Origin of the sequence: Mucilaginibacter antarcticus (assembly GCF_042686155.1) — a bacterium.
In the GTDB taxonomy this organism is placed as follows: domain Bacteria; phylum Bacteroidota; class Bacteroidia; order Sphingobacteriales; family Sphingobacteriaceae; genus Mucilaginibacter; species Mucilaginibacter antarcticus.
Genome location: NZ_JBHUON010000025.1, coordinates 1 through 26,278, shown reverse-complemented (window position 1 = coordinate 26,278; position 26,278 = coordinate 1). Strand labels below are relative to the sequence as shown.

Annotated in this window: 18 protein-coding genes and 1 tRNA gene; 4 read left to right on the top strand and 15 right to left on the bottom strand. The window is 43.9% G+C overall.

Going from position 1 to position 26,278, the window contains the following annotated elements; all coding sequences use genetic code 11:
* The first annotated feature begins 15 nt into the window (after nucleotides 1–15).
* Entirely contained in the window at nucleotides 16–1,482 is a 1,467-nt protein-coding gene (locus tag ACFSYC_RS16860; protein ID WP_377129946.1) for a TlpA family protein disulfide reductase, read from the top strand.
* Between the two features lie 395 nt (nucleotides 1,483–1,877).
* Here ACFSYC_RS16860 and ACFSYC_RS16855 read toward each other — a convergent pair whose 3' ends face one another.
* From ACFSYC_RS16855 to ACFSYC_RS16795, 13 genes are all read right to left on the bottom strand, one after another.
* On the bottom strand, nucleotides 1,878–4,169 hold the full coding sequence (locus tag ACFSYC_RS16855) for a PAS domain S-box protein (protein ID WP_377129944.1): 2,292 nt from the start codon (nucleotides 4,167–4,169) through the stop codon (nucleotides 1,878–1,880).
* Nucleotides 4,170–4,183: 14 nt separating this feature from the next.
* The gene (locus ACFSYC_RS16850) at nucleotides 4,184–4,624 is read right to left on the bottom strand and encodes a response regulator (protein WP_377129942.1); all 441 of its coding nucleotides are present in this window, start codon (nucleotides 4,622–4,624) and stop codon (nucleotides 4,184–4,186) included.
* Nucleotides 4,621–6,573: a PAS domain-containing sensor histidine kinase gene (locus tag ACFSYC_RS16845; protein WP_377129941.1), complete on the bottom strand. Its 1,953-nt coding sequence runs from the start codon at nucleotides 6,571–6,573 to the stop codon at nucleotides 4,621–4,623. The genes ACFSYC_RS16850 and ACFSYC_RS16845 overlap by 4 nt, the downstream gene beginning before the upstream one ends.
* Nucleotides 6,574–6,731: 158 nt before the next feature.
* Entirely contained in the window at nucleotides 6,732–7,073 is a 342-nt protein-coding gene (locus ACFSYC_RS16840; RefSeq protein WP_377129939.1) for a hypothetical protein, read from the bottom strand.
* Between the two features lie 12 nt (nucleotides 7,074–7,085).
* A complete protein-coding gene (gene ligD, locus ACFSYC_RS16835; protein ID WP_377129937.1) occupies nucleotides 7,086–9,866 on the bottom strand; it encodes a DNA ligase D in 2,781 nt (926 codons plus the stop codon).
* Between the two features lie 9 nt (nucleotides 9,867–9,875).
* On the bottom strand, nucleotides 9,876–10,049 hold the full coding sequence (locus ACFSYC_RS16830; RefSeq protein ID WP_377129935.1) for a DUF3606 domain-containing protein: 174 nt from the start codon (nucleotides 10,047–10,049) through the stop codon (nucleotides 9,876–9,878).
* A 60-nt stretch (nucleotides 10,050–10,109) separates the two neighbouring features.
* The gene (locus ACFSYC_RS16825) at nucleotides 10,110–10,949 is read right to left on the bottom strand and encodes a mechanosensitive ion channel family protein (RefSeq protein ID WP_377129934.1); all 840 of its coding nucleotides are present in this window, start codon (nucleotides 10,947–10,949) and stop codon (nucleotides 10,110–10,112) included.
* A gap of 129 nt (nucleotides 10,950–11,078) precedes the next feature.
* Entirely contained in the window at nucleotides 11,079–13,793 is a 2,715-nt protein-coding gene (locus ACFSYC_RS16820) for a ThuA domain-containing protein (RefSeq protein ID WP_377129932.1), read from the bottom strand.
* A 163-nt stretch (nucleotides 13,794–13,956) separates the two neighbouring features.
* A complete protein-coding gene (locus ACFSYC_RS16815; protein ID WP_377129930.1) occupies nucleotides 13,957–15,369 on the bottom strand; it encodes an efflux transporter outer membrane subunit in 1,413 nt (470 codons plus the stop codon).
* An 18-nt stretch (nucleotides 15,370–15,387) separates the two neighbouring features.
* Complete coding sequence (locus ACFSYC_RS16810) at nucleotides 15,388–18,615, bottom strand: efflux RND transporter permease subunit (protein ID WP_377129928.1); 3,228 nt, start codon at nucleotides 18,613–18,615, stop codon at nucleotides 15,388–15,390.
* 25 nt (nucleotides 18,616–18,640) lie between these two features.
* Nucleotides 18,641–19,819: an efflux RND transporter periplasmic adaptor subunit gene (locus tag ACFSYC_RS16805; protein WP_377129926.1), complete on the bottom strand. Its 1,179-nt coding sequence runs from the start codon at nucleotides 19,817–19,819 to the stop codon at nucleotides 18,641–18,643.
* A 101-nt stretch (nucleotides 19,820–19,920) separates the two neighbouring features.
* Nucleotides 19,921–20,520 (bottom strand): TetR/AcrR family transcriptional regulator, encoded by a 600-nt coding sequence (locus tag ACFSYC_RS16800; RefSeq protein WP_377129924.1) that lies wholly within the window; start codon nucleotides 20,518–20,520, stop codon nucleotides 19,921–19,923.
* A 267-nt stretch (nucleotides 20,521–20,787) separates the two neighbouring features.
* Nucleotides 20,788–21,708, bottom strand: a complete 921-nt coding sequence (locus ACFSYC_RS16795; RefSeq protein WP_377129922.1) for a helix-turn-helix domain-containing protein — start codon at nucleotides 21,706–21,708, stop codon at nucleotides 20,788–20,790.
* Nucleotides 21,709–21,942: 234 nt separating this feature from the next.
* Here ACFSYC_RS16795 and ACFSYC_RS16790 point away from each other — a divergent pair, with 234 nt between their 5' ends.
* Both ACFSYC_RS16790 and ACFSYC_RS16785 read left to right on the top strand, forming a co-directional pair.
* Entirely contained in the window at nucleotides 21,943–22,140 is a 198-nt protein-coding gene (locus ACFSYC_RS16790; RefSeq protein ID WP_377129920.1) for a hypothetical protein, read from the top strand.
* Between the two features lie 13 nt (nucleotides 22,141–22,153).
* Nucleotides 22,154–22,227: transfer RNA gene (locus ACFSYC_RS16785), tRNA-Pro, on the top strand.
* Nucleotides 22,228–22,309: 82 nt separating this feature from the next.
* Here ACFSYC_RS16785 and ACFSYC_RS16780 read toward each other — a convergent pair.
* The gene (locus ACFSYC_RS16780) at nucleotides 22,310–22,888 is read right to left on the bottom strand and encodes a hypothetical protein (RefSeq protein ID WP_377129918.1); all 579 of its coding nucleotides are present in this window, start codon (nucleotides 22,886–22,888) and stop codon (nucleotides 22,310–22,312) included.
* Between the two features lie 284 nt (nucleotides 22,889–23,172).
* Here ACFSYC_RS16780 and ACFSYC_RS16775 point away from each other — a divergent pair, with 284 nt between their 5' ends.
* Nucleotides 23,173–23,937, top strand: a complete 765-nt coding sequence (locus ACFSYC_RS16775) for a LytR/AlgR family response regulator transcription factor (protein ID WP_377129916.1) — start codon at nucleotides 23,173–23,175, stop codon at nucleotides 23,935–23,937.
* Between the two features lie 543 nt (nucleotides 23,938–24,480).
* On the opposite strand, the gene ACFSYC_RS16770 is transcribed toward ACFSYC_RS16775, so the two are convergent.
* The gene (locus tag ACFSYC_RS16770) at nucleotides 24,481–24,843 is read right to left on the bottom strand and encodes a hypothetical protein (RefSeq protein ID WP_377129914.1); all 363 of its coding nucleotides are present in this window, start codon (nucleotides 24,841–24,843) and stop codon (nucleotides 24,481–24,483) included.
* Nucleotides 24,844–26,278 lie beyond the last annotated feature (1,435 nt).

Genomic DNA, 26,278 nt, shown 5'->3' with positions numbered 1-26,278 from the left:
ATTGCCTGGATAATAATGAGGTATACTCTGCTTTTTATTACTTTGATGTTTGCCCCAACCGTGGCAGCTCAAAAAAAAGTTAACCCGGTAGTAAGCAAAAAACCGGCGGCCTTTGCTATTGTAAACATCCATATCGATAAAAACACAAAGCAAACTCTTGATTATTATTGGTTTGATTTGATTGGCTATACTACCGCTGCGGCCCGTTTAAATAAAACCGGCGATTTTGTTTTAAGGTTGAAGATTGAGAACCAGGTTAAAGAAGCTGTTATTGACTGGGGTGACAATGATATTAAATTAGACTTGATAGCTAAAGACACGATAAAACTGAGCTGGGAAGCCAATAACTTTGACAGAACACTGGTAATAAAAGCCACCAAACCAGAGCGCACGACTGAGTTGTACAAAGCCAACGAGCATTATCATAATATCAAAAAAGATGATGTCATGTTGCGCTCTGCTCCTCTAAATAACTTGACTTACAAGGCCTTGTACACAAAGATCAATGCACTGTATAACAAGGCGATTAAGTCATTACTGCACGGCGGCGTTACGCCCGGCGTAAAAAAGACAGCTGTAGATCTTTACTTCAATTATGTAAACCTACTTTCTGGATACGGCCTTTTGCCTAAGCATGACCTGCATCTTATTAACCCTACCAATGAAAGTAGATCTGTACCTATTTTGAACACGCCCTGGGCTTATAAAACCGAACAAACAGGCTATTATAAAATAAGCCGCAGCTATCGCGACTTTATTTTTAACTATGTACGGCTCAATACCCTAACTTTTAATCTATGGAAGACACGTCGGCTTAAATCAGCTGATTACGAGAAATCTTTTGCTTGGAAAGAGTGTTACGCTGGTTTAGACGCATTTAACGTCACAGAAATGCGCGATTGGTATGTAACACGGTGTATTATTGGCGAGGCATTTCAATTCAGAACGTTTGAGGATGCCAACACCGTTTACCGCGAATTTGCCCCACAGGTAAAAACAGCGCGATATTCTGATACGCTGAAGAAATTTTACGCCGCCATCAAACGGCTTAAACCGGGCGGCCCGGCCCCGATATTTACCTTGAAAGATGAAAACGGCAAGCAGGTTTCACTAGCCGACTTTAAAGGCAGGGTAGTTTATATAGATTTTTGGGGTGTTTATTGCGGGCCTTGCATTGGTGCCATCAAAGAGTCGGTACCCGCCCTTCATCAAAAATATAAAGGTAAGCAAGTAGTGTTTATCAACATTTGCATTGACACCGACGAAAAAAACTGGAAGGCTAACCTTAAAAAACTAAATCTTGACGGCGTTAATTTGATTGCGCCCGGCAGCAGCAGAAACCCGGTGGCGAAGGCATACAATATTGACGGTATTCCCCACTATTACCTTATAGACCAGGACGGTAAGATAGTAGACAACAATGCGGCCGATCCTTTTGAAAAGCGACTAAGTCAGCAATTGGATGAGCTACTTAAGATATAATAGATCCGATTAAAGCCGCGGACCACCATGTTAGTCCGGATTTGAATAACGTTAATCAGAATTTGTAATCCCGGACTAAAATAGTCGCGGATTTGCAATCCGCTTACGCACATTTAAAGGTAATACCCCATCTGAAGATTTGGATATCGCGATTACAAATTCCCTGACGAAGTATAAGTGATCCGTCCTCTTCAGCCCTTATTGGTGTTCGGCGCGTTGGCCGTTGTCGTGTCTTATGATAACAACTGAAGCGTGAATCCACTGCCCGAAGTATTCCGCTGTCCGAATGTCGCTGACTGCGTATGACTATACTAAGCGAGCGAAAATGCACGCTCGATTTTGGTGAACTAGTAGCGCCCGCGGCAGAATACAGGTATCGCGAAACATTTTTACACTTACGGATTCCACTTTACTGATAACGGAAACTCCAGCGTAAATTCTGAACCAACGTTTACCTTGCTTTTAACGCTAATGGTACCGCCCAGGCTTTCTACCTGCATTTTTACCATAAACAGACCCACGCCTTTGCCCTCTACACTCCAATCGAAACGTTTGTACAGGCCAAACAGGTGGCTGCCGTATTTTTCAAGATCAATGCCGCGGCCGTTATCCTTAAAACAGATCAGCATCTTATCCGCTGTAAGCTTTGCACTCACCGTAATAATCGGGTCGATGTCTGCACGACGATATTTAATGCCATTGATTACCAAATTTTGAAAGATGCTGTACAAGTAGCTCTTTAAAGTATAAAGCTCATTTAAAGCCTCAAAATCGCCTATTAGGGTCGCTTTATTTTTCTCAATCATTTGGCTTATGCCGGTACGGATCTCGTCTAACATTTCTGGCAGCGATACCCGTTCAATCTGATCATTTACCTGGCTGCGCACCTGCAAAATTTGATTCAGGTCAAGTATCACTTTGTCCAAATTATTAACAGATACCGATAAGGCGTCAAGCGTGGTCATACTTTCAGGCTCTCCCGGCTGCAAGTCGCCCAATAAACCGGCTAAACCCTGTATGTTGGCTACAGGCGCCCGCAGGTTATGCGATATGATATAGGTAAACTGTTCAAGGTCCTTATTACGCTGGGCAAGGTCGGCCGTCATCCGTTCACGTTCCGATTCTATATTTTTCTTCTCCGTAATATTTTTAAAGGTCAGTATCACCCCTACAATTTCATTTTGCTCGTTAAAAACGCCTACCCATTTTATATCAAACCAATCGCGCTCCCCGTCATTGCGCAAAAAGCTGGTTTCGTAGGCGGCAACATGGTGTTTTTTGGCTATGGCTATAGCTTTCCTGATAGAATTTCGCCTGTCTTTAGGGAAATAATTAGTAATAGGCTTGCCAACTTTGGGCCCTTTATCAAACTGCCTTATTAGCGCGGCATTAGCATTGCTGTTGTAGGACACCACATTCATATCAACATCAAAAAGCACTACAGACAGATCAATATGCTCAAAAACGGACCGTAGGTTAGCTTCTGATTTTTTTACGGATGCCTCGGCCAGTTTACGGTCGGTAATGTTAATGTGCAAAATAACCGCCCCTTTTTGCATATGGCTTGCCAGTGGGGTAACTACAATCATAAACCAGTCTTTACCACTTACCGATGCATATTCCATCTCAAACTCTTTGCGACGGCCGCTTATTACATCATTAATGCCTTGCTCTATTTTACCGGTGGTTACCTTATCAACCGCGGTAGCTGTCTCTGATATGGCCAGGTAACTGTAACCTACCCCGTAGTTTGGTATCCCGAGATTGTTGAACAGGGCCAGTTTTTTCCATGATTCGTTAACCGCTATGATCTTACCTTTTTCATTGATAAGCACAATGTTTGGTGGTAACGCGTTTAATATGGCCGCCTGGGTTTCAGATGCTTCCTGGATCTTTTCTTCGGCCAGTTTTTGTTCCGTAACATCTTGTGTAAAACCTTTTATCCGTTTAGGTTCGTTCTGCCCGTCGCGCTCTATCAATAGTTTAGCACGCAGATGTTTTATTTTATCATCGTTTGAAGGCTTGATCCTGAAATTAAGGTTTATAGCATCAACGTTCAATAAGGCGTCATCTATTTCGGCCTCAATCCTTGCCGAATCGTCTGGATGTACTTGCTCTAAAAAGGTTTCTAAAGATGGTCGTACGACACTACTATCAAGACCAAGTATCCGGTATAAACCGGGCGACCATTTAGCATATTGCGTCTGTAGATCGATATCCAAACTACCTATATCGGCAATGTTTTCTGCCTCTTTTAATAACGATTCGTTTGCTATCGTCTCAGCCAAAAATCTTTTTCGTTCTGCTTCTGTCCTGAATTTTTCGAGCGCGTTGGTTATGGCACTGGGTAAGCGCTGGGTACGATCTTTTAAAAGATAATCAGCCGCCCCATTTTTCATGATATCGACAGCGAACTCCTCTGAGATGGTAGCAGTGATCAATATAAACGGCACATTTAAATCACTTTGCTTCAACAACTCAAAAGCTTCTATCGAATCAAACTGGGGTAAGGAATGGTCACACAGAATAATGTCCGGTTCGTACTGTCCAAGCGCGTTTAGATAATCGGCTTTATTATCAACCACTAAGCGATCAAACAACAACGCAGACCTTTTCAATTCGATGCCAATTAACTCGGCATCGGTAGGGGTATCTTCCAGGTGTAAAATCTTAATCTTCTTAATCACGTTATACTATAGACTTATACGGGTGGTTGATTAATAACAAGCCAAAATAATCCCAAATCAGAAATTGCTTTGGCAAAAGCGTCAAAGTTTACCGGCTTTACCACATAACTATTTACTCCCAGGTCATAACTGGTGATGATATCCTGCTCTTCTCTGGATGATGTCATGATCACCACAGGTATCGTTTTAGTCACCGGGTCTGATTTTAACTGTCGCAGCACTTCTATGCCGTCAACCTTAGGCATTTTAATATCCAGCAAAATAAGTTTAGGCTTATCTGTTACTTGTCGGCCTTCAAACTCACCCTTGCCAAAAACAAAATCAAGCGCCTGTTCGCCATCTATTACATGGACTATGTTGTTAGCCAGATTAACCTTTTTTAGCGACCGGATGGTTAGTTCGGCATCGTGTATATTGTCTTCAACCAACAGTATTTCTACTTCTTTTCCGTTCACGATTTGCTTATTTTAACGGGCATACTGAAATAAAACGTCGCCCCCTGCCCTACGGCGGACTCTGCCCAAATTGTACCGCCATGCTTGGCTATTATCCGTTTAGCTAATGCCAGGCCAACGCCGGTACCTTCAAATTCTTGCGCGCTGTGCAGGCGCTGAAAAACGCCAAATAGCTTAGCGCTGTACTTCATGTCAAATCCTACACCGTTGTCTTTAATGTAATATACCCGTTGGTCAGGGTTTTTAATGCAACCTATTTCAATTACCGGATGCGCCGTTTTAGCGCTGTATTTGACAGCGTTACTGACAAGGTTGAGCATTACCTGCCTCAGCAGGTTTAAATCGCCGCTGCATGGTGGTAACTTGTGTAATTTTATTTCGTATTCTTTTGATTGACCCTGCAATGCCTCGCCCAATGCAACGTCCACTAACGCATTCATATCCACCGGCATAATTACCATTGCCTTGCGCCCCATACGCGAAAACGCTAGCAGATCGTCTATCAGCTGGCCCATTAAACGGGCGTTGTTTGTAATGATATTTATTAGGCGGGTGCCCTCGTCACCAAGCTTACCGTTAAAATCTTCTTGCAGCATCATGGCGTAGCCGTTAACAGCACGTAACGGCGCCCTTAAATCGTGTGATACAGAGTAAGAGAACGACTCGAGCTCTTTGTTAGCCGCTTCTAACTGGGTGGTACGCTCGGCCACCTTGCGTTCAAGAGTCTCGTTAAGATGAAGAATTTGTTTTTCGGCTTTTTTGCGGGCCGATATGTCCCTGATAAATATGGACAACCCACCACCCGGAGCCGGGTAAATATGGTTTTCTTGCCAAAGCAACAGCGGCGCGTAATAATCCTCGGCTACAACGTATTGTTTTTTTGTCGCCGCTCTATTAAACGCTTTATAAGTAGCAGAGTTTACCGCATCCGGAAACTCCGTCCAAATATATTTTCCTATCAGCTCTTCCGGATCACGGTGCAGCATCTCGCCAATCCGTTTGTTGGCGTACAAATAACAAAAATCCTTATCAAGAGCTATAAAACCGTCGGTAATACTTTCCAGAATATCTTCTATCTGATCGTTTTTGTGCAGTAGTTCTTCTTCAGCCTTAATACGTTGGGTAATGTCCTTAAAATTGCAAACAATGGCTTTAATATGCTCGTCATTTAACCTATTGGTAAATAAAGACTCTATCCAAATGTAATGACCAAGCTTATGCCGCGTACGATAAGTTGCTAAAATTGGTTTACCGGGATTAGCAAAAATATCGGCAAAAAGTTCTTTAACCTTGTACCTGTCTTGGGGATGGATTAAGTCATTAATTTCTTGCCCGGCACGTTCTTCGTTATTCCAGCCAATAATACGCTCGGCAGAACTACTGCGGTAGACAACGTTCAATCTCGCGTCAAACAACGAGATCCCATCATAACTATTCTCAATAAGCTTCCTGAATCGGATCTCATTTGCAGCAATGGTTGCTGTATTTTCTTGTACACGTTTTTCCAGCTCAGCGGTTATTTCTTCGCTCAGCTCCTCTTTTTCCTTGCGGATGGTAGCATCACGCGTTATTTGGGCAAAACCTACCAGGTGACCATTATCATTATAAACAGTAGTAAAGGCAACGTTGGCCCAGTAAACAGAGCCGTCTTTACGCTGTTTCCACCCTTCCGTTTTGTACTTTCCGTTTTTAAGGGCTGCGTATAGGTTTTCGCGGGGAACATTAGCTTTATTATCATTAATGGTATAAAAAACAGAAATGTGTTGGCCTATAATCTCCTCTTCAGTATAGCCGTTAATCTTTTGTGCGCCCTGGTTCCAGCTCATGATGGCGCCATTTGGGTCGATCATAAAAATAGCATAGTCGCTAATACTGGCCACCAGCAATCTAAACAGCTTTTCGTCAAAGCTGTGGCTTAAAGCAACACGATCTATGTTTTCACTGAGCACACAAATTGAATTAGGTAAGAGGTAAAAAAGACTCACCGTCCAATCCAATATAATGCTTAGCTAAGCGTTACGGATTATTACTTAAGTCTTTAAACTAAAACTATACAATTTACAACAATTTAACAACCCTCGGGAATAAAAATGAACAAACTGAACAGTTATTGAATATGCGCTTTGTTCCATAAATCCGGGCGATCACGGTAATAGGTAATCTGTTCAACAATTAACTCAATTTCTTCAGCAGGCAAATCTTCCTGACCGTCGGCGATATAGTGAAACACCCTCCCCGGGATCTCAAAAGTTATATACCCAAGGTAATTTGGATTTGCTTGCTTTTTCTCGTCATCCTCAGACACTATTATCTTGACGTCGTCACTTTCAGTCTGACGATACAGACTGTACGAATGGGTTAAAATAGGATGTCCGTCCATATAAACCCTCGTTTCGGGAACAATCTTCAAGGACAGTTTTTTATCGATCGTTAAATAGAATATTGACATACCTGGTTTATATTATGATCCAAAAATGCTTTTTGCTTTAATTATTGTCTTCTCTAAATCAATACCTTCTTCTAAAACACCTTTAAACAGGTCCCCGGTTTCTTTTAATCTATCAACGCTGTTATGAATGGTAAAATCGCGCATGGTAAGGCCAGGTTTAACCTCGTCCCAAGCCATTGGCATGGATACGGTAGCTCCCGGCTTTGGCCTTAACGAATATGGGCCGGCTATAGTGGCCCCCGGTCGGTTCTGTAAAAAGTCCAGGTACATTTTTCCTTTACGGTTAGCTATCATTCGCTCCAAACTGGTGTAGTCCGGTATCTGTTTATGCACGATGGACACCACAATTTTGGCAAACATCTGGGATTGATCATAACTATATTTACCACCTAAGGGAACATAGATATGCATGCCGGTTGAGCCGGATGTTTTTGGATAACTCGGCACGTCCAGGGCATCCAATACCTTTTTAACTTCTTGGGCGGCTTCTATCACCTGGTCAAACGTATGTTTGTCGGGGTCAAGATCTATTACACAGTAATCCGGATTATCAGGCGATTGTACCCGGCTGAACCAGGGGTTCATTTCAATACAACCCAGAGATGCCATCCACAATAAATAAGACTCGTCAGACCCTACAAGGTATTCTTTATGTTCTCCATCACCATTTGTGTAAGGGAAAGTTTTAGTGACCCAGTCTGGCGCTTTACCTTTAACATCCTTTTGATAAAAACTTGGGCCATGTATACCGTTAGGGAAACGGTTAAGGGACATTGGCCTGTCCTTTAAATAAGGCAAAATATAATCAGCTACGCGATAGTAGTAATTAAACATATCCCGCTTGGTTATGCCATCTTCGGGCCAATATACTTTGCTCAGATGCGTAAACTTCAAATCATGTCCGCAAATTTTGCGCACCTGTGTTTCGTCTTTAGGGTTAAGCAGCGTTTTACGCTCTTTATCTGCAGGCGGTGTTATGGCACTATGCGTTGTTTTGGCTTTAGCTTTTTTTGCGGTGGGTTGTTCTTCGGTATCAATATCCATATCGATCTCTTCTACCACCGCTTTTGTGTCTGTAGGCGTTTCCAAAATTACGTCAGTAGCCTTCTTGTCTACCCTTAACCCTTTAAATGCTGCCTGCCTAAATATGCCCTCCGTGGTTACTTCGGCAAAATTCACCTCGCCTACTAACTCAGGTTTTAGCCAGGTTGGCTTTGCCCCCATCCTTTGCGGGCGAAAGCGCGACGGCTTATCTACATCCGGCTCTACATCAAAAGGGCTTTTGTCGGTAATTAAGGGCTTAAATTTGGCCATCATCTCTTTCTGTAATTTTTCAGAGAAACCCGTGCCCACCTTACCTACGTAACGCAGTACTTTACCATCGTAAACACCTAATACCAGGGCGCTAAATGCTTTGGCTGTACCGGCGTTTTTGGTAAACCCGGCGATAACTACTTCTTGCCGGCGCTGTACTTTTATCTTTAGCCACTCTTTAGACCTTAAATCGGATGTGTAAAGGCTGCTGGCTTTTTTGGCAATAATGCCTTCCATACCAATCTTCTCGGCAGCTGCAAAAAACTCGGTGCCATTGGTTGCAAATACTTTACTTTGCCTTACATTATCATCTTTAGTTGGCAGTATTTCTTTTAAGATCGCCAACCTATCACTTAGTGGCAGTTCGGTAAGATCTTTACCCTCGTACCATAAAATATCAAACACATAGTATACAAGGTTTCCATCCGCTTCGCTGCGCCAGTTTTGTAAGGCGCCAAAGTCAGATAAGCCTTTATCATTTAAAACCACAATTTCGCCGTCTATCACCGCGTCAATCTTCCAGCTTTTTAACACCTGGTTAATAGGATAATATTTGTCAAAAGGCAGGTTATTGCGTGATATTAGTTCCGTGTCCTTCTTCTTATCAATGATAGCCACGGCACGGTAGCCATCCCACTTAACCTCATAAAACCAATCCGGATCATCAAATGGGGCATCCACCAGCGTGGCTTTCATGGGCTTTATGTTTTTTGGCGCTGCCGATTTTGGTGCAGCTTTCAAGAGCTTCGCAACATCGGGCGCAGCCTTATCCCCTTGTCCCTCAGCCAGGTCTTCACCCATCACTTCCTCAGCCGGCGTTGCCATTTTTTTTTTGCCAGCCGACGGCTTGGTTTTGGGCTTATCCACATCTTCTTCGTGGCCGTTTTGCCAAACTTTTTCGCTGGTTTTTTCCATCGTTTCAATGGTTTTTCCGGATAGTATGGACTTATCTTTTTTGGTAATGTCTGTTGGCGAAGCAAAATCGTCTTTATGCTTGATTAATAGCCAGCCGTTTTCGCCCATGCCGTGTGTTTTAACCAAAGCAAATTCGCCTTCCAGCTTTTCGCCGTGCAGTTTTATTTTTACTGAGCCCTCTTTAAGTTGTTTAAGAAGGTGTTTCTCCTGCGCTTTTTTGCCTTTGATATCTTCAATGGGTTCGTAGGTGCCTTCATCCCAAACTATAACGGTGCCGCCCCCATACTCGCCTTGCGGAATGATGCCTTCAAAGTTGCGATAATCAAAAGGATGATCCTCAACCATCATGGCAAGCCGTTTAACTTTGGGGTCGGTAGATGGGCCTTTAGGTACGGCCCAGCTTTTTAACACACCATCCATCTCGAGCCTGAAATCGTAATGCAAGCGCGATGCATCATGCTTTTGTATCACAAACATCAAATGATCTTTGTCTTTACTTCTACCGGCTTTAGGTTCGCTGGTTTTATTAAAGTCGCGCTTTTCGTTATACTCAGTCAGGCTCATAACGGTTGTTTATTTATTTAAAAATTCTCTTACAGCTTTGGCGGTTGTACCAACTTCTTTCACTGCATCGCGAAGCTTTTCGGCCGATATACCAAGTTCTTTTGTCCAATATTCTAATTCGTAATTTTCGTTCACGTTGATCCTGTCTCTGTCAGGGCTGCCACCTTGATTTTTATCATCCACTATACTTGTTGTTTTAGTTAATATATTATACAATCAATTTAATCATATAGTTTTATAGTTTTACGGCATGCCTTGTAATTTTATCCCGGCAGCCTTTAACTCGTCCATTAATGCTTCTTGTAGCCTAAGCCTCACATCATAAAAACCATGCGCGTTCACCCATACATTGATCATCACTTTATATCCATCCCACTCCATTGCCGATAGGCCAATGCGGCGCTCCGGAGTTTTAAGGCAATCTGTATTATTGCTAATCGTTTTTTCTATTACTGCTTTAACTTGTTTAAAATCTACAGCATTAGGCACTTTAAATTCAATATCCAGCCGCCGGATCCCTTCGCGGCTAATATTTATAATTACATCATTAGATAACTTGCTATTAGGCACGATCAGCATACGATTATCAAAGGTTTTTACCATGGTGTAAAAGATCTGGATATCTATAACTGTACCTTCTAAACCCTGCGTAATGATGTTGTCATCAACCCGGAATGGCTTTAATAGTAAGATTAAAATTCCGCTGGCAAAGTTTTGCAGCGTACCTGATAGCGCCAGGCCTATCGCTACACCAAATGAAGCTACTACAGCAGCAAACATGGTCATGGGCACACCAACTATCTGCATAACGCCTAAGATCAGCATTACACGCAGGACAACCCCTAACACACTTAGTAAGAAGGAGCGCACAGACAGGTCTACCGATTTTTGATGAAGGCTATTATGCAGCCATTTTAGCACCAGGTTTACCAGCCACAGCCCAATAAATAACACTACCAATCCAACCAAAACCTTGGGTCCCTGTGTTATTATCCAGTCAACTATTAAATCGGGTATATCTTCTAATTTTAAAGGCTCTTTTTTAACAACAGGTGTGGCTTGTTGCAATAGTATTGCTATCATAAAAATTTACTAACGTGTATTTAGAAAATGATATAACAAGCGCATGTTAACATGGTTTGAAAATGGTGTTAACAAAAAAAGCCGTCCCCACGGTTGTGGAAACGGCTTTTATACTTTTATGTCGCTTGGTTATTTCTTCAATGAGAATACCCAATCCAATATCTGCTTAGCTTCATCAGATTTTAAGCTCGGGTGGGCTGGCATAACTACATCGCCCCAAACACCTGTGCCGCCATTTTGTATTTTTGACGTAAGCGCCTCGTAAGTCGATCTGCTTTTGTTGTATTTTTTAGCAACCTCGGCAAACGCAGGGCCTATAGACACCTCGCGGGTTTTGTGACAGGCTTTGCAATCCATAGACAGCATTAAGGCATTACCTGCAGCAAACTTTGATGACGGATCAACCGGCTCATCGCTGGCACCTGCGGCAATAAGCGCCGGCTCTTTGCTTTTGCCCCTAGCCAATTTACTGTCTTTAGCCACTACTGAAGCTTTGAAATTACCCGCTTTAGGGTAAGTATATGTTACCGTTGGCACCGTGGTAACCTTAGTAATGCCGTTACCAAAGCTCCAGGTATATGTCATTTTATCGTTTTCAGGGTCGGTAGCTTTGGCGGTTAACTTAACTGTTAAAGGTAAGGCGCCATACGTTTTGCTCGCGATGATGGAAGAAACCTCTGGCGCACGATTTCCTTCATTATAATCTATACGTACAATGCCCGACTCGGGGTTCTTTTTAAACCAGCCATTACCATACTCTAAAACATATATTTTACCGTCAGGGCCCATTTCCATATCAATCATAGAGTTGTAGCGGGCATCCTTCATAAACGGTTCCATACCCAGGTAATTACCTTGTTCGTCCATGGTTACTACTTTTATCCAGCCACGCACAAACTCGTAAATAAATAGCTTGTTGTTAAAATAGGCGGGCAGTTTGCCGGCACCTTTATAATCTTCAAAATGATAAACCGGGCCGGCCATTGCCGTACGGCCACCCTCACCTACTTCAGGAAACTCAGCCGACTTGCCGTATGGGTACCATATAAAAGCGGGTTGAGCATTAGGCAACTGGCGTAAACCTGTATTATTGCGTGAGCTGTTGATCAGGTTTTTAGGATCAAAAGCATTACCTACGTTACCGGTAGCGTAATCATACTCGCGGTAAGCGTAGTTGTTACCTACAAAAAACGGGTAACCAAAGTTACCTGCCTTGCGTGCCTGGTTAACCTCGTCATAACCGCGCGGGCCGTGTGTTTTTAAGCTATCTGCATTTGCATCTGGGCCAACTTCGCCCCAGTATACATAGCCGGTTTTCTTATCAACAGAAATACGGTAAGGGTTGCGGTTACCCATTACGTAAATTTCGGGTTTGGTTTTTTCCGTTCCTTTAGGAAACAAGTTACCTTCTGGTATAGAATAAGTACCATCAAGATTCATTTTTATACGCAGGATTTTTCCGCGCAAGTCATTGGTGTTACCTGAGCCACGACGGTCATCATACTGCTCAAAACCGGGACGGTCATCCAGCGGAGCGAATGAGTATGAGTTTGGCAGCTTTGTACCCCGGGGCATAGGCTCGTCAAAAGGCGTAGTGTTATCGCCCTGCGAAACAAACAGGGTACGGTCTTTACCAAAAGCAATTGAACCACCTGTATGGCAGCAAATTTCGCGGGTGGTAGGTATCTCCAGGATATTTTTTTCGCTGGGCATTACTATTTTCCCGTTCAGGAAAGTAAATCTTGATAGGCGGTTAACATCTTTACCTGTAGGGCTGTAAAAAACGTAAACAAAGTGGTTAGTTTTAAAATCCGGATCGGCCTGTACGCCTAACAAACCTTCTTCGGCGTTTACACCTTTGCCTTTTTCGGTAAGTGTTTTATGATATACATCAAGCTTACCTATCTGCGTTACTTTTTTGGTTAAATGATTATACAGCATAAACTCGCCTTTGCGCTGTACCACTAATATATCCAGATTTGGTAAAATGGTCATTTCGGTAGGCTCGTCAAAGGTGTTTAGCGTAACCTGCACCTTATTAAAGCGATTATCTTCTGGGACAGCCGGTATTTTGGCGTTGCCATATTTTAACGGCGCGTTAGTGCCAATGGCGTACTTTATGCCACCTAAAACGTGTTGCAAAAACAAAGGTTCTGTATACGATTCGTCCGTATGGCCTAAGCCTGTGTAAAATACACGGCCACCCTCAAAGTTGTGGTACCAGGCTATAGGGTGATTAGCACCCATACGGTGTGACAGGTCGTTTTGGTTATATTTTAAAGACGACTCTTCCAGGTTAATCAAAACATGAATATCGGGATTAACCGTTTTGTAATGGTACCATTCGTCTTTACGCTTCCACTCGTCAGGGAGCATACTGGTGGCGCCAAAAGTTTTGTCTTTAACAGTCAGCGTAGCCATTTGCTGGTTTGGGTGATGCTCAAAGTACCCACCTACCATTTTGCCATACCATGGCCAGTTATACTCTGCATCGGCCGCAGCATGGATACCCACAAAACCGCCACCGGCCTGTACGTAACGCTGCAAGGCGTTTTGTTGCATTGGGTTGAGAAAATCGCCGGTAGTGCTTAAAAAGATCAAAGCGGCATATTTTTTCAAATTGCCTTCTTCAATCTTGGTTGCATCGGTAGCGGTGTCAACCGCGATGCCATTTTCGGCACCCAGTTTCATTAGGGCCAATGCACCTTTGGGGATTGATCCGTGCTGATAGCCAGCGGTTTTTTTAAATACCAAAACGCGGGGCTGGCCCTGTGCAAGAGCAGCACCCGCGTTTGTAAGCGCTAATAAAGTAATAGCTAAAAAGCTGTAAAACTTTAATTTCATGTTTATTATGGTTTATTTTGTTTGGTTTTATCTCAGCAATATTTTGTAGCAATAAAAGTATCCAAATTCCGAATAAAACATTAACAAACACTAAAAAAACAACCAACACCATGTAAATAATTTATTACAACGCATAAATCATTTAGCGGCAGGTATTAATCGTTTATTTCCAGCCACCACCAAGCGAGCGATAAAGTTCGGCAACAGCGTTTAATCGTTGGGTTTTAATTGTTGCCAGCGTCAATTCGCTTTGTAAAACATTGCCCTGGGCGGTAATAACCTCCAGGTAATTGGCCATACCGTTTTTAAACAGCTGATTGGCGTTTGAGGTTGCTTTTTGCAAAACAGCTACACGGTTTGCGGCAATATCTTGTTGCTCTTTTAACTTATCAATCCTGACTAAAGCATTTGATACCTCGCCAACAGCATTTAGTACGGTTTGTCTAAACTGTATTACCGTTTTTTCGCGGTTTACCTTCGCAACCTCGTAGTTGGTTTTAAACTCTTTATGGTTCAACAATGGGGTAATTAAACTCCCTGATACTATGCCGAATAAAGACGCTGGGACATTGAACCAGTTACTTGCCTTGAAAGAATTTATGCCACCCTGGGCGGTTATCCGCAAAGCGGGATACATTTGCGCCTGGTTAATGCCTACGTTGGCATTGGCAACCGCTAAAGCCAGCTCACTGCTTTTAACATCAGGGCGGCGGCTAACTAAACCTGTGGGTAATCCGGCTGATAAGTTATCTGCGAAAGCAATATCATTTAAGGTTTTGCTACGCTCTACCTTGTCAGGCAATGCGCCGGTTAATATACGCAAGGCGTTTTCTTGCAGGGCGATATTTTGCTCAAACTGAGGCACTAATTGTGCTGCGGATTGTTGCTGTGCCTCTGCTTGTTGTACCGCTAATGAGGTAACCTGGCCGGCATCAAACTGTAATTTGATAATGCGTAAGGTGCTGTCATTAAGCTTGACATTATTTTGCGCGGTCTGCAGCTGCGCATCCAGCATCAGCAGGGTGTAATAGCCTTGCGATACCGATGATACCAGCGTTGTTTGCACTGCTTTCCGGGCTTCGGTAGTTTGTAAATAGGCTGCTAAGGCTGCGCGATTTTGATTACGGATCTTACCCCAGATATCTGCCTCCCAAGACAGGGCAAGGTTGGCCGAATAATCTTCGATGTGTTTTGTACCTACACCAAACTGGCTCAGGCTTAAACCGTTCAAACTATTATCTGACGGGCGACTGCTGCTTGCGGTAACGTTTAGCCCGACGGTTGGCACATAGTTCCATTTAACTTGCTTAACTACCAGTTGCGATGCTTCGATGTTTTTAACCGCCAACTGCATATCATAGTTTCTTACAATAGCGCTGTCAATCAGCTTTTGCAGCTCGGTATCAGTAAAAAAGCTTTTCCAGGGGATATCAGCAATGCTGGTGGTATCTGTAGTAGTTGCATTTCTGAAAGCCGCAGGCAAATCGGCCTGCGGTGTTTGAACGTCTTTTGATACTTTACAGGCGGCAAGCACCAGTAAGGCCATCAAAAGCGCATATTTATTTATGTTTTTCATGATTGTATTCTTTTATAATTACGCCAGTTCGGGTTCATGAACGGCGGGGATTGGGATGCCATTTTTATGCGGATGGTGATGATCATCATCTTCATGCTCATCACTTTTGCCAAATGGCACGCTGGTAATTTTTTCCTGCAAGCTTTGGAAGATCACGAATAATACCGGGATGATAAACAATCCTAATAATACGCCCGAAACCATGCCGCCTGCTGCGCCAATACTGATAGAGTGGTTACCTTGTGCCGATGGACCTGTAGCGATACTCATTGGGAACAAACCAAACACAAAGGCAAGTGATGTCATAACAATTGGTCTCAACCTTAACTTCGCTGCCTCAATAGCCGAGGTGACGATGCTTTGCCCCGCCTTACGACGCTGCACCGCAAACTCCACAATCAGAATGGCGTTCTTAGCCAGCAAACCGATGAGCATAATCAGCGCTACCTGTACATAGATATTGTTTTCGATACCGGTTAGGCCCAGCACCACAAACACACCAAATACGCCTGTAGGAATAGAAAGTATAACCGCCAACGGCAGGATATAACTCTCGTACTGTGCAGCTAACAGGAAGTATACAAAGATCAGACACATGATGAACACGATAGTCGACTGACCACCTGATCCAATTTCCTCGCGGGTTTGGCCGGAGAACTCATAAGCGAAACCTTCGGGTAATTCTTGCTTAGCTGTCTCCTCGATGGCCCTGATCGCATCGCCCGAGCTGAAGCCCGGCTTAGGTATAGCATTGATCTGGATAGAGTTAAACAGGTTGTAACGCGACGCTGTTTCTGAACCGAACACACGTTTTAGTTTTACAAGCGTGTTTACCGGCACCATTTCGCCGCTGCTGTTTTTTACAAACACACGGTCAATAGCCGATGGATCGGTACGGTCGGCGATATCAGCCTGAACAACCACGCGGTAGTATTTACCAAAGCGGTTAAAGTCTGATGCCTGGGCAGTACCAAAGTAAGCTTGCATGGTAGATAAAATATCCTTAACACTTACGCCCAACTGGTTGGCTTTTTCGTCATCAACCTCTAACTGTAGTTGCGGGTAATCTGCTTTGTATGATGTAAAGGCAAAAGCAATTTCGGGGCGCTGCATCAGCTTACCTATAAAGCCATTGGCAATGCCGCTAAACTTATCCAAACTACCGTTGGTTTTGTCCTGCAGCATCACATCTAACGCTTCCACATTGCTAAATCCCGGCACGGTTGGGAAACTAAACACGAAGAAGGTACCGCCCGGGATACCGGCTAATTTACCCCTTACAATGTTTTGAATGTCGTCGATGTTTTTAACGTCGCCACGCTCATCGTTAGGTTTTAACAATAAGAATATAACACCTGCCGATGGGCTGCTTGATTGCGTAAGGAAGTTAAAACCTGATAAAGCGGTAACAAACCTTTGTGAGGGCAATGTTTTCAGCTGGTCTTCGGCTGCTTTAAATATTTTGTTCGTACCATCTAACGATGTGCCCGATGGTGTAGACACCGCGATAGCCACAAAGCCCTGATCCTCTGTCGGGATAAAGCCTGTTTTTGTGGTACGTACCAGGAAAACAGTAGCTACGATCAGCACAGCCAGGCCGGACATAGCAACCCATTTATTTTTGATCAGCGATTTTACACCAACGATATATTTATCCGTCATGTAGTTAAAGCTGCCGTTAAAGCCCGCGTAAAACTTTTGAGTAAACGTTTTCTTAGGGGCTACGTGTCCGTCGGCAGTATGTTTATTCTTCAGGAACAATGCAGCCAGTGCAGGGCTTAGTGTCAAAGCGTTTACGGCTGATATCAAAATCGCGATAGCCATGGTCAAGGCAAACTGACGGTAGAAGATCCCTGTAGAACCCGTCATGAAACTCACCGGTAAAAACACCGCCGCCATCACCAAAGTAATAGATATAATAGCGCCTGTAATTTCATGCATGGCCTGGGTGGTTGCCGCCCTTGGGCTAAGGCCCGGGTTGTTTTCCATCTTGGCATGTACGGCTTCGACGACCACAATGGCATCATCCACCACAATACCTATGGCGAGCACCAGTGCAAACAGCGTTAGCAAGTTAACCGAGAACCCAAACAGGTTCATAAAGAAAAACGTACCGATAATGGCAACCGGCACAGCGATAGCGGGAATCAAAGTCGACCTAAAATCTTGCAGGAAGATAAATACCACAATAAATACCAGTATAAAGGCCTCTATCAGGGTATGTTCAACCTGGCTGATGGATTCGTCCAGATCTGTTTTGGTACGGTAAAACTGGTTGTATTTAATCCCGACAGGGAAATCTTTCGACGCTTTCTCCAACACCTTGTCAACAGCTATCTGTATCTCGTTAGCATTTGATCCTGATAGTTGGATAACACCAATAATTACACCGTCGTTACCGTTAAGGTGGCTGGCGCTGGTGTACGAGTAAGTGCCCAGCTCAACACGGGCCACATCTTTCAGGTGCAGCACAGAACCATCTGCATTAGCGCGGATAGCGATGTTTTGATATTCTTCGGGCTTGGTAAGCTTGCCTTTGTATTTAATGACATACTCAAACGCCTCTTTACTCTGTACCCCTAATTTACCGGGAGCGGCCTCCAGGTTTTTATCCTGAATAGCGGCCATCACTTCGGCCGGGGTAATTTTGTGGCTGGCCATTTGACTTGGGTTTAGCCAAACGCGCATAGAGTAATCTTTAATACCACCAAACACACTTGCAGAACCTACACCCGGGATCCGTTTAATCTCGGGGATGATGTTGATTTGCGCGTAGTTGGCAACAAAGGTCTGGTCAAACTTTTTAGGGTCTTCGGTATAGATCGCGATAGCGCCAATAAAACTGTTTTGCTGCTTTGTGGTGGTAATACCGTATTGCAACACCTCGGCAGGTAACTGGCTTGAAGCTTGCGATACGCGGTTTTGAACGTTCACCGCAGCCTGGTCAGGGTTAGTGCCTTGTTTAAAGTAAACCGTGATACCCAGGGTACCGTCATTACTGGCGGTAGATGTCATGTAGGTCATGCCCTCTACACCGTTTATGGCTTCTTCTAATGATGGGGTTACCGAACGTAATATCGTCTCGGCATTTGCGCCCGGGTACACTGCAGATACCAATACCGCCGGCGGGGCAATATCCGGGAAACGCTCTAGTGGCAATTTAGTAAGGCCAAGCACACCCACTATCACCAATAATATGGAGATAACAGTTGCCAGTACCGGCCTTTTTATGAATAATTTAAACATGATATTGATTGTTTGTTATGAGTAATTAGTTTTTGGCAACAGCAGCTTTTTGCGGGATGATCTTATTGCCTTCCTGCAATTTGTCAATGCCGCTCAGTACAATCTGGTCGCCGGCTTTAAGGCCGTCTTTTACAATGTAGTTGTCGCCATTTTTACCGTCGACGGTAATGGCTACCTTTTTAACCTTGTTGCTATCCGCCACAGCGAAGACAAAAATCTTGTCCTGCATCTCAATAGTGGCCGACTCAGGTACGGTTAAAGCATTGGCATGGTGCAGGCTCAAGCGAATTTTACCTGTGTTACCAGAGCGGATCAAACCCTGCGCGTTAGGGAAAGTAGCACGAACGGTTATGGCCCCGGTGGTTTTATCAAACTGTCCGTCTATCATATCTATGCGGCCCTTGCTGCCGTACTCGCTGTCATCAGCTAATAGTAATGATACCGGCGCAAGGTGTCTGATCTTGTCTTTAAGGGTTGCTCCTGCGTATTGGTCTTTAAAGCCTACAAAGTCCTTTTCGCCAAGCGAGAAGTAAACATGCACATCATGCACGTCGCTTAGTTGGGTTAAGGCCTCCACATCTTGCGGGGCAACCAAACTGCCTTGTTTTTTCAGCAGGCGACCGATATAGCCGCTCACCGGCGCTTTAATAGTAGTGTAACCCAAATTAATCTGCGCGGTAGCTACATTTGCTCGGGCCGACTCAATATTAGCTTTGGCTATCTGCACAGACGCTTTAGCGGTTTTAAGCTGATAGTCTGACACTACTTTGTTGGCGACAAGCGGGGTAAGCTTATCTACCTCTAACTGGGCATTGCCCTGCGCTGCCTGGGCAGCGTGCAGGCTTGCCAGGGCATTGTTTAATGCCGCGCGGTAGGGCTGCTCGTTAATTTTAAATATTGGTTGCCCGGCGGTTACTAAAGCGCCTTCGTCAACAAATACTCGGTCTAATGATCCGCTTACCTGCGGGCGTATCTCTACGTTAACGGTGCCTTCAATAGATGCAGGGTATTCCTGGTAAGTGGTTACAGATGATGCCTGAACTGATTGTACCGGTAACGACGGCGGCGGTGGTGCTGTTTGCGCGGCGGGCGCAGACGAGCAGCTGCCCAGCAGCAATAGTGCCGACAGGGCTAAAACAATGGCTATAACGCTATTAATTTTTTTAACAGTGTTAAATGGAAGTGAAGTGATTGGAGTTGTCATGGTTATTTATTTTATAGTAGATTAACTTTAATTTAACAGCGTTAGATTTTTTAACACTGTTATTGTTGATGTAAAAAAATTCAGTCTTTTCAGGGACTTTGCTATCCGGTGATAGATTTGATGATACCGCCTATAGCGATCTTTAATATTTCCTGGTTGGTTGCGTCGCTGTTACCGCGGTTAACCATGTTGATAGATATCAGGCCGTGTATAACCGACCAAAACGTGTAATATTTAACACAAACTTCTTCTTCGGTACCTACGTGTGGCAGCATCAGCTCCACTATCACGTCCCATATCAGGTCGGTAGGTAATTCGCTCTCGGGCATTTTTTTAGCCATTTCGCAACAGCTGGTTTCAACGCCGTACATTACCTGGTACAATTCCTTTTCGGCAAAGGCGAAGTCCCAATAAGCCAGCCACATGGCCTCTAACTGTTTGGCCGGTAAGCGGTGCTTGGCTTTAGCTGCTTCCAGTTGTTTAGCTAACAACAAAAAGCCCTTGCGGGTAAGCTCTAATAATATCGCGCCCTTGTTACTGTAGTATTCGTAAATTATCGGCGCGGTATATTCTATCTCGTCGGCTATTTTACGCATGCTTAAGGCATCCCATCCCCCCTCTTTCACAATTTTAAGCGACGCGTCCAGTATGTTACACCTGGTCTCGTCCTTTAAACGTGCTATCCTGTCTTTACTTGCCATGTTGCTTTTGGGCATTAATTTATTTAACACTGTTAAACGATACAAATGTAATGCAGTTTTTAATACACCGTATCATTTATTTGTCATTTACTTAACAGCGTTAGATTTTTTAATGGGTGATATTTTTATGGGCGATTTATACTCAAATCGTGTCATTTCGATCCGTGGGCTAACGGAGAGAAATGACAGCGGGATGCTGGATACCAGCCAAGAATTCAAAGAACAATTATATATATATCGATGCGCTCGTCAGCGCAGGTAATGTTATTAATTAAAAGCCTGCCTGAACTCGAGCGGCGACTGGCCGGTTTTGGCTTTAAACAGCCTGCTGAAAGACTGCGGATGATCGAAACCTAATTCGTACGAGATCTCACTGACCGACAGCTCCGTGGTAGAGATGATCTCTTTAGCCTTCTCCAGCATCTTGTCCTGTATATGCTGCTGGGTGTTACGGCCGGTAAGTATTTTCAGCGAACTGCTTAAATAATTTGGCGATATATTCAGCTTATCAGCCACGTACTGCACACTGGGCGAGCCATGTGCCAGCAGATCCTTGCCGTTAAAGTAATCGTTCAGCAGGTCCTCCAGCTTATCCAGCATCTGGTTGTTCTCAATTTTATGGCTCAAAAACTGGCGGTTATAAAACCTGTCCGAGTAGTTAAGCAGTGTTTCTATGTGCGATATAATAATATCCTGGCTAAACCTGTCCATGTTGGCGTTATATTCCGTTTGGATGTTTTGGATGATGCTGATCATCGTCGCCTCTTCCTTTTCCGTCAGCGCCAGCGCTTCGTTTACAGCGTAGTCGAAATACTCGTAACGACGGATCTGCTTGGTCAAGGGCGTGTTCCACAAAAAGTCTGGATGAATGTACAGGCCCCAGCCGGTGGTTTTGTTATTTTCGTCGTAAGCGGGTGGCGGACCAAACACCTGCCCCGGTGCCATAAAATACATAATACCGCCCTGCGTTTGGTATTGCTGCTGCCCGTACCTGAAGGCGTTGCCGCTGTGCCGTTTTAAGGTGATACAATAAAAATCGACTGTGCGGCTTTGCGGCGGATCCATCAGTACCCAACGCACATCGGCCATGTTGACCACGCTAACCAGCGGATGCTCAGGGCGGGGCAAACCAGCCAGGTGATGGTATTCTTCAATTGTCCGGATACGGTATGGTTCTGTAGCTGACATAGGATGTGTTTGATATTGATCTGTAATTAATCTTTCGACAATACAAATGTAAGGGCATAAACCAAAATTAAATTAACCGGATACACGGATGTTGTAACAAAATCTATGAAAGTAGCGAGAGGGCGGTAAATAGACACACGCGGCACGCGTGCGCCAGCTGAATACAACACCGCACGGGCTGACGGCACCTGTTTTTTTTTTACAATAATTAACAAAAAGGGCGAAGTGCAAAACATGGCTGAAAAAGGCAAGTGGTGGGTTAAAGATGGTGTTTTTTACGAACTACATTTCAACACAGACAAAACCGATACCTACACCTTTGAGGTAATAGACGAAGAACATATAAAATTTAAGCTGAAGTCGACCGATGTTGCTTTTGCCGATAGCAATTATGAATTTATAGATACTAAGTTAACAGACTTAGCGGAGTAGACCTATTTGCCTTCGGGATGTAGCGTAGCCTGGTATCGCGCCACATTTGGCATGTGGAGCGCGCCGGTTTGAATGTTTCCATCCCGACTCCCCCAAGAGTGGTGACATCTTCAATTACAAAAGCCTCTTAAGCGATGACTTAAGAGGCCTTTATAATTAAGTATCAATACTAATGTATTTCGAAGGCCATAGATACGCCGCCATTTCTTACGTGGTTTGGGTTAGGATAGACGTCGGGTTTGTCGGTACCATCTAATACAATATAATAAACACCAGGGCTAACTGTATAACTGATAGCCCCGCTAAGCGGATAAGAGCTTCCATAAGCAGCGGGATTATCATCATTGTACTCAAGGTCGTAAGAACGGGTTGAGTTTACCAAATGTATAGCGTTATCATAAGGGTCGTAACCAGAAGTAGTGCCACTAAATACGGTTAAGGTGCTGGTTGTGGTGATAGTAAGCTTGATCCAACAGTCGTTACCACTGTTCGACGCGCCCCAATTATTAGACATGCCTGATTGATCGTTGTAAAAAGAATTATAGTAATACAAAGAACCGTCATAATCAGATACATCCCATACAAACTCATAAGGGTCATCATAGGTACCGGAACCTGTAGTTTGAGCCTTGGTTGATAGGGAACTGGTAAGCAAAAATAACGCAGCGCATAAACTGTAAAGAAATTTCATGTTTACTGTTTTAACAGCATTTGGCATGGTAGCCTTTTCGATGTTTAAGTTTTTCATGTTTTTAATATTTGGTTTACCAATAATAACCAAAAAGCAAATCGGCGTTTATATTATTACATGAAGAGCAAGTTTGGCCTGACGAAATGGCTTTCTGCTTACACCAAACCTCAAAAAGCGTTAATAGCTAAAAGTTTTCCACAAGTTGGTTGTAAATGGTAAAACGCATTCACAAAAAAACTGACAGTTAACGCGTTAAATCCCCTTGATTTCCCTTCATAGTAACCTTGTTAAAAAATATCCGTATAATGGGCGACCTAAACATCTAAACCACTTTTACAGATATGATACATCAACTCTCTAAAAAGGAAACTTTTTCGTTGTACGTTATTGAAGAAAGCGCCACAGTGAAAAGCATAGCCAACCACTTGCCCCAGCATGCAGATTTTATACTGGCGGGCAGTCAAAACAATCCCAATATTGCTTTAGAAGAAATTTTAAGAAAAAACCGGTTTCCTGATGCGGTAATCCTAAACGTCGAAATGTGCGCGGGCCATCAAACTAATCTGCCCGAATTGCTAACCAATCATACCTCACTGATTATAACCTCCCGATCGGCAGAAGATGCGGTGCAGGCATTCAACTATAAGGCTGTCGATTTTTTGATTAACCCGACAGACTTAACTCACCTGGACCGCACTTTGGATAAAGTGAGATGTTGCAAATACCCGGTTGCTTTTAAGGACCCGGCGCGGCATTTTTATATACAAAGCGAAGCAAAAGGGAAGATGATTCGCCTACATCATGACGATATCTTTCATGTAGAGGCTTGTCAAAACTATGTGACCATCCATCTCGAGAAAAGTAAATACATGACTTATTTAACCATGAAGGAGCTGGAGGAAAAGTTTTCAAACACGTCGTTTCTACGCATTCACAAATCATATTTTGTCAACGAATCAAAGATCCACTCGGTAGATGGCGATTATGTGATTTTAGAAAATAATCTATTTTTAAAGATCGGCGCCAATTACAAAGACAGTATGTTAGCAACACTTCACCCAAATTTTTTTATTTCGAAGCGTGGTGGTCTCCGGATGGCAAAATAGTTGGCCCCCTCGCTACCCAAGCGTCCCGCTTGTAATATATCATAAGTAAAAGATGGACGAGCAAATCGTTTATAAACTTACCACCAGCGAGACGCTTTAGATAGCGATGGAAATTAACCTCATTTAATCCCTAAAAAACCGTGAAATAACCCGCAAAAAACCCACCAGCAACAGCCATTCGGCGGCAATTTAGTGTTGGTAAGCCCGGAGCGTAGAGCCTATCGAAGCGATTAGAATACGCGGGGCTTGTGCTACGGGAGACGCACGCATTGCTTCTCTACGGGTTGCCCCACTACTGGCGCACGCGTGCCGCGTGTACAACCTTATTAACTTAAGTGCTTCGTTTAGTTAAACGCTTATGACTGACTGATAGGCGAAAGTTTTAATGCGAGCATACTGTCCACCCGGCGAATAAAATGACGAAAAATGCACACGAACAAAGTGCATATCTTCCGGCTTTATTGCTGGTCAATATGCACTTTGTTCAGTGTGCATTTGCGAATTGAAAACGACAATGCAAAACTGGAGGCTTGATTAACAGTTTTATTCAGTTTTTTCAACCCTGGTTGTTGTAGTAGTGGTTTTAGCCGGGACAACCGGTGCTGCCACAGTTGTTCTGGTAGAAGCGCGAACCGAACGTGCCGGTTTACGAGCCGCTGTTTTAGTTGCTGTAACCCGATGCGTGGTAGCAGCCTTAACCGCAACGGGCTTGGTTTCTGTAGTTGTAGTTACCTGGGTTGTTGTAGTTCGCGGAGTAGGGCGTACAACATCCCGAACCACCGTTACTTGCGGACTTGCCGGTGGGGTTACCACGACAGGCGGAGTAGCGGGTTTTGCTTGTGATGGACTGCTTGTTGCATTACTTGCGGGCTCACCTATCGCAGTAGGCGTTCCCTTCCCGGTCATCTTAACTTTTGTTACTGTTGTCCCGTTAGCCCTTTCCCTTACCTTCTTTTTAACTTCGACTTTGTTTTTTTGTCGTATCAAGCGTTTGTGCTTCTGCGGTTTGGACTATCCAACCCAAACTTGCTGTAAATAAAATTAAACTGAGCTTCTTCATGATATTTGTATGTTTTATTTGTTTGTAACAAAAAAGTGGCCAAAACCACTACTTCCTTTAATTTAAATTAAAATTTTTGATTAATGATGCCGCTGCCCGTGGTAATTTTTGCTAAAACTGTCGTTTTATAGGTTCAAGTCCCCCGGTGCCGGCGCATGTACCTATAAAAGACAAAGGCCACCGCGCAAACGAAAATGCAGAATCTCATTAGCAGGACGTCAGAAAAAAAAGCTTCGGGTGAGGGAAGATAAAAACTGATGGCCTTGAGCGTGGGCAAAGGGCATTGGTAATTTTGCCACGCGAGGGCGGCAAGAGCGCAGGCGGCAAAAGAACCCGGCCTGTGGTTTTTATCTGCCCTGCCGGGCAAAGGCCTTGCGCGCAAAGAAGCCTCTTTTCTGACTTGACTTTTGGTTCTTTTTGTCAAGAAAAAGAACAAAGCCATTCCGCGGCAATTGAGCGGAGGCAAGCCAGGCGCGTAAAGGCCTATGGGAGCGATAAGTAAACGCGTAGAACCCGCGCTCGTTTGTTGGTGATAACACACAACAAAGGCGGACGCACGGATTCCTCCCGAATGTCATTATGAACTTGCTTAAGTAACTCACAGGACAGGTTGCCGTCATTGTGCCAATCCAGAGAATAAGATCCGAAGCTTTGACAACTTTAGAAAGTTGTCAAAGCTATTGCATATCCAGAAAAAAGAACGAAGCCATTCCGCGACAATTGAGCGGAGGCAAGCCAGCGCGTAATGGCCTAACGAAGAGACAAACTGCCCGTTTAATCCCCTAAAAAACCGTGAAATAACCCGGAAAAAACCCAGCAGCAACAGCGATTCGGCGATATTTAAGTGGGGGCAAGCCCGGCGCGTAGTGGCCTGACAAAGCCGTTCTGCGGGAGACGCAAAGCATTGCGTCTCTACATCATTGCCTGGAATGTTGCCGGCGCATTTGTGTCGCGGGTGCAGCAAACGGCGACGCAGAGCAAAGGCTACTGCAATCAAATCCGGGACTTTCTTCGCGCTAAATGCGCTTATTTGGCCGGTTTGGTTTCAAAATTTCAAAAACTACACGTTTTGCAAAACCTTGATTATCAATGTGACTTGTCCTGAAATAGGTTTACACATTAAAGTGTAAACGATGAACAAAATTAAAGAAGAAAAGATCATTGAGGATCATTTAAGCGAAGGAATAAGTTTTCGTAGTTTAGCATTGAAGTACGGTATATCTTATAGCCGTGCCTACCGAATAGTGAAATCTCATAAATCAATATTCAAAGAAAAGGCAG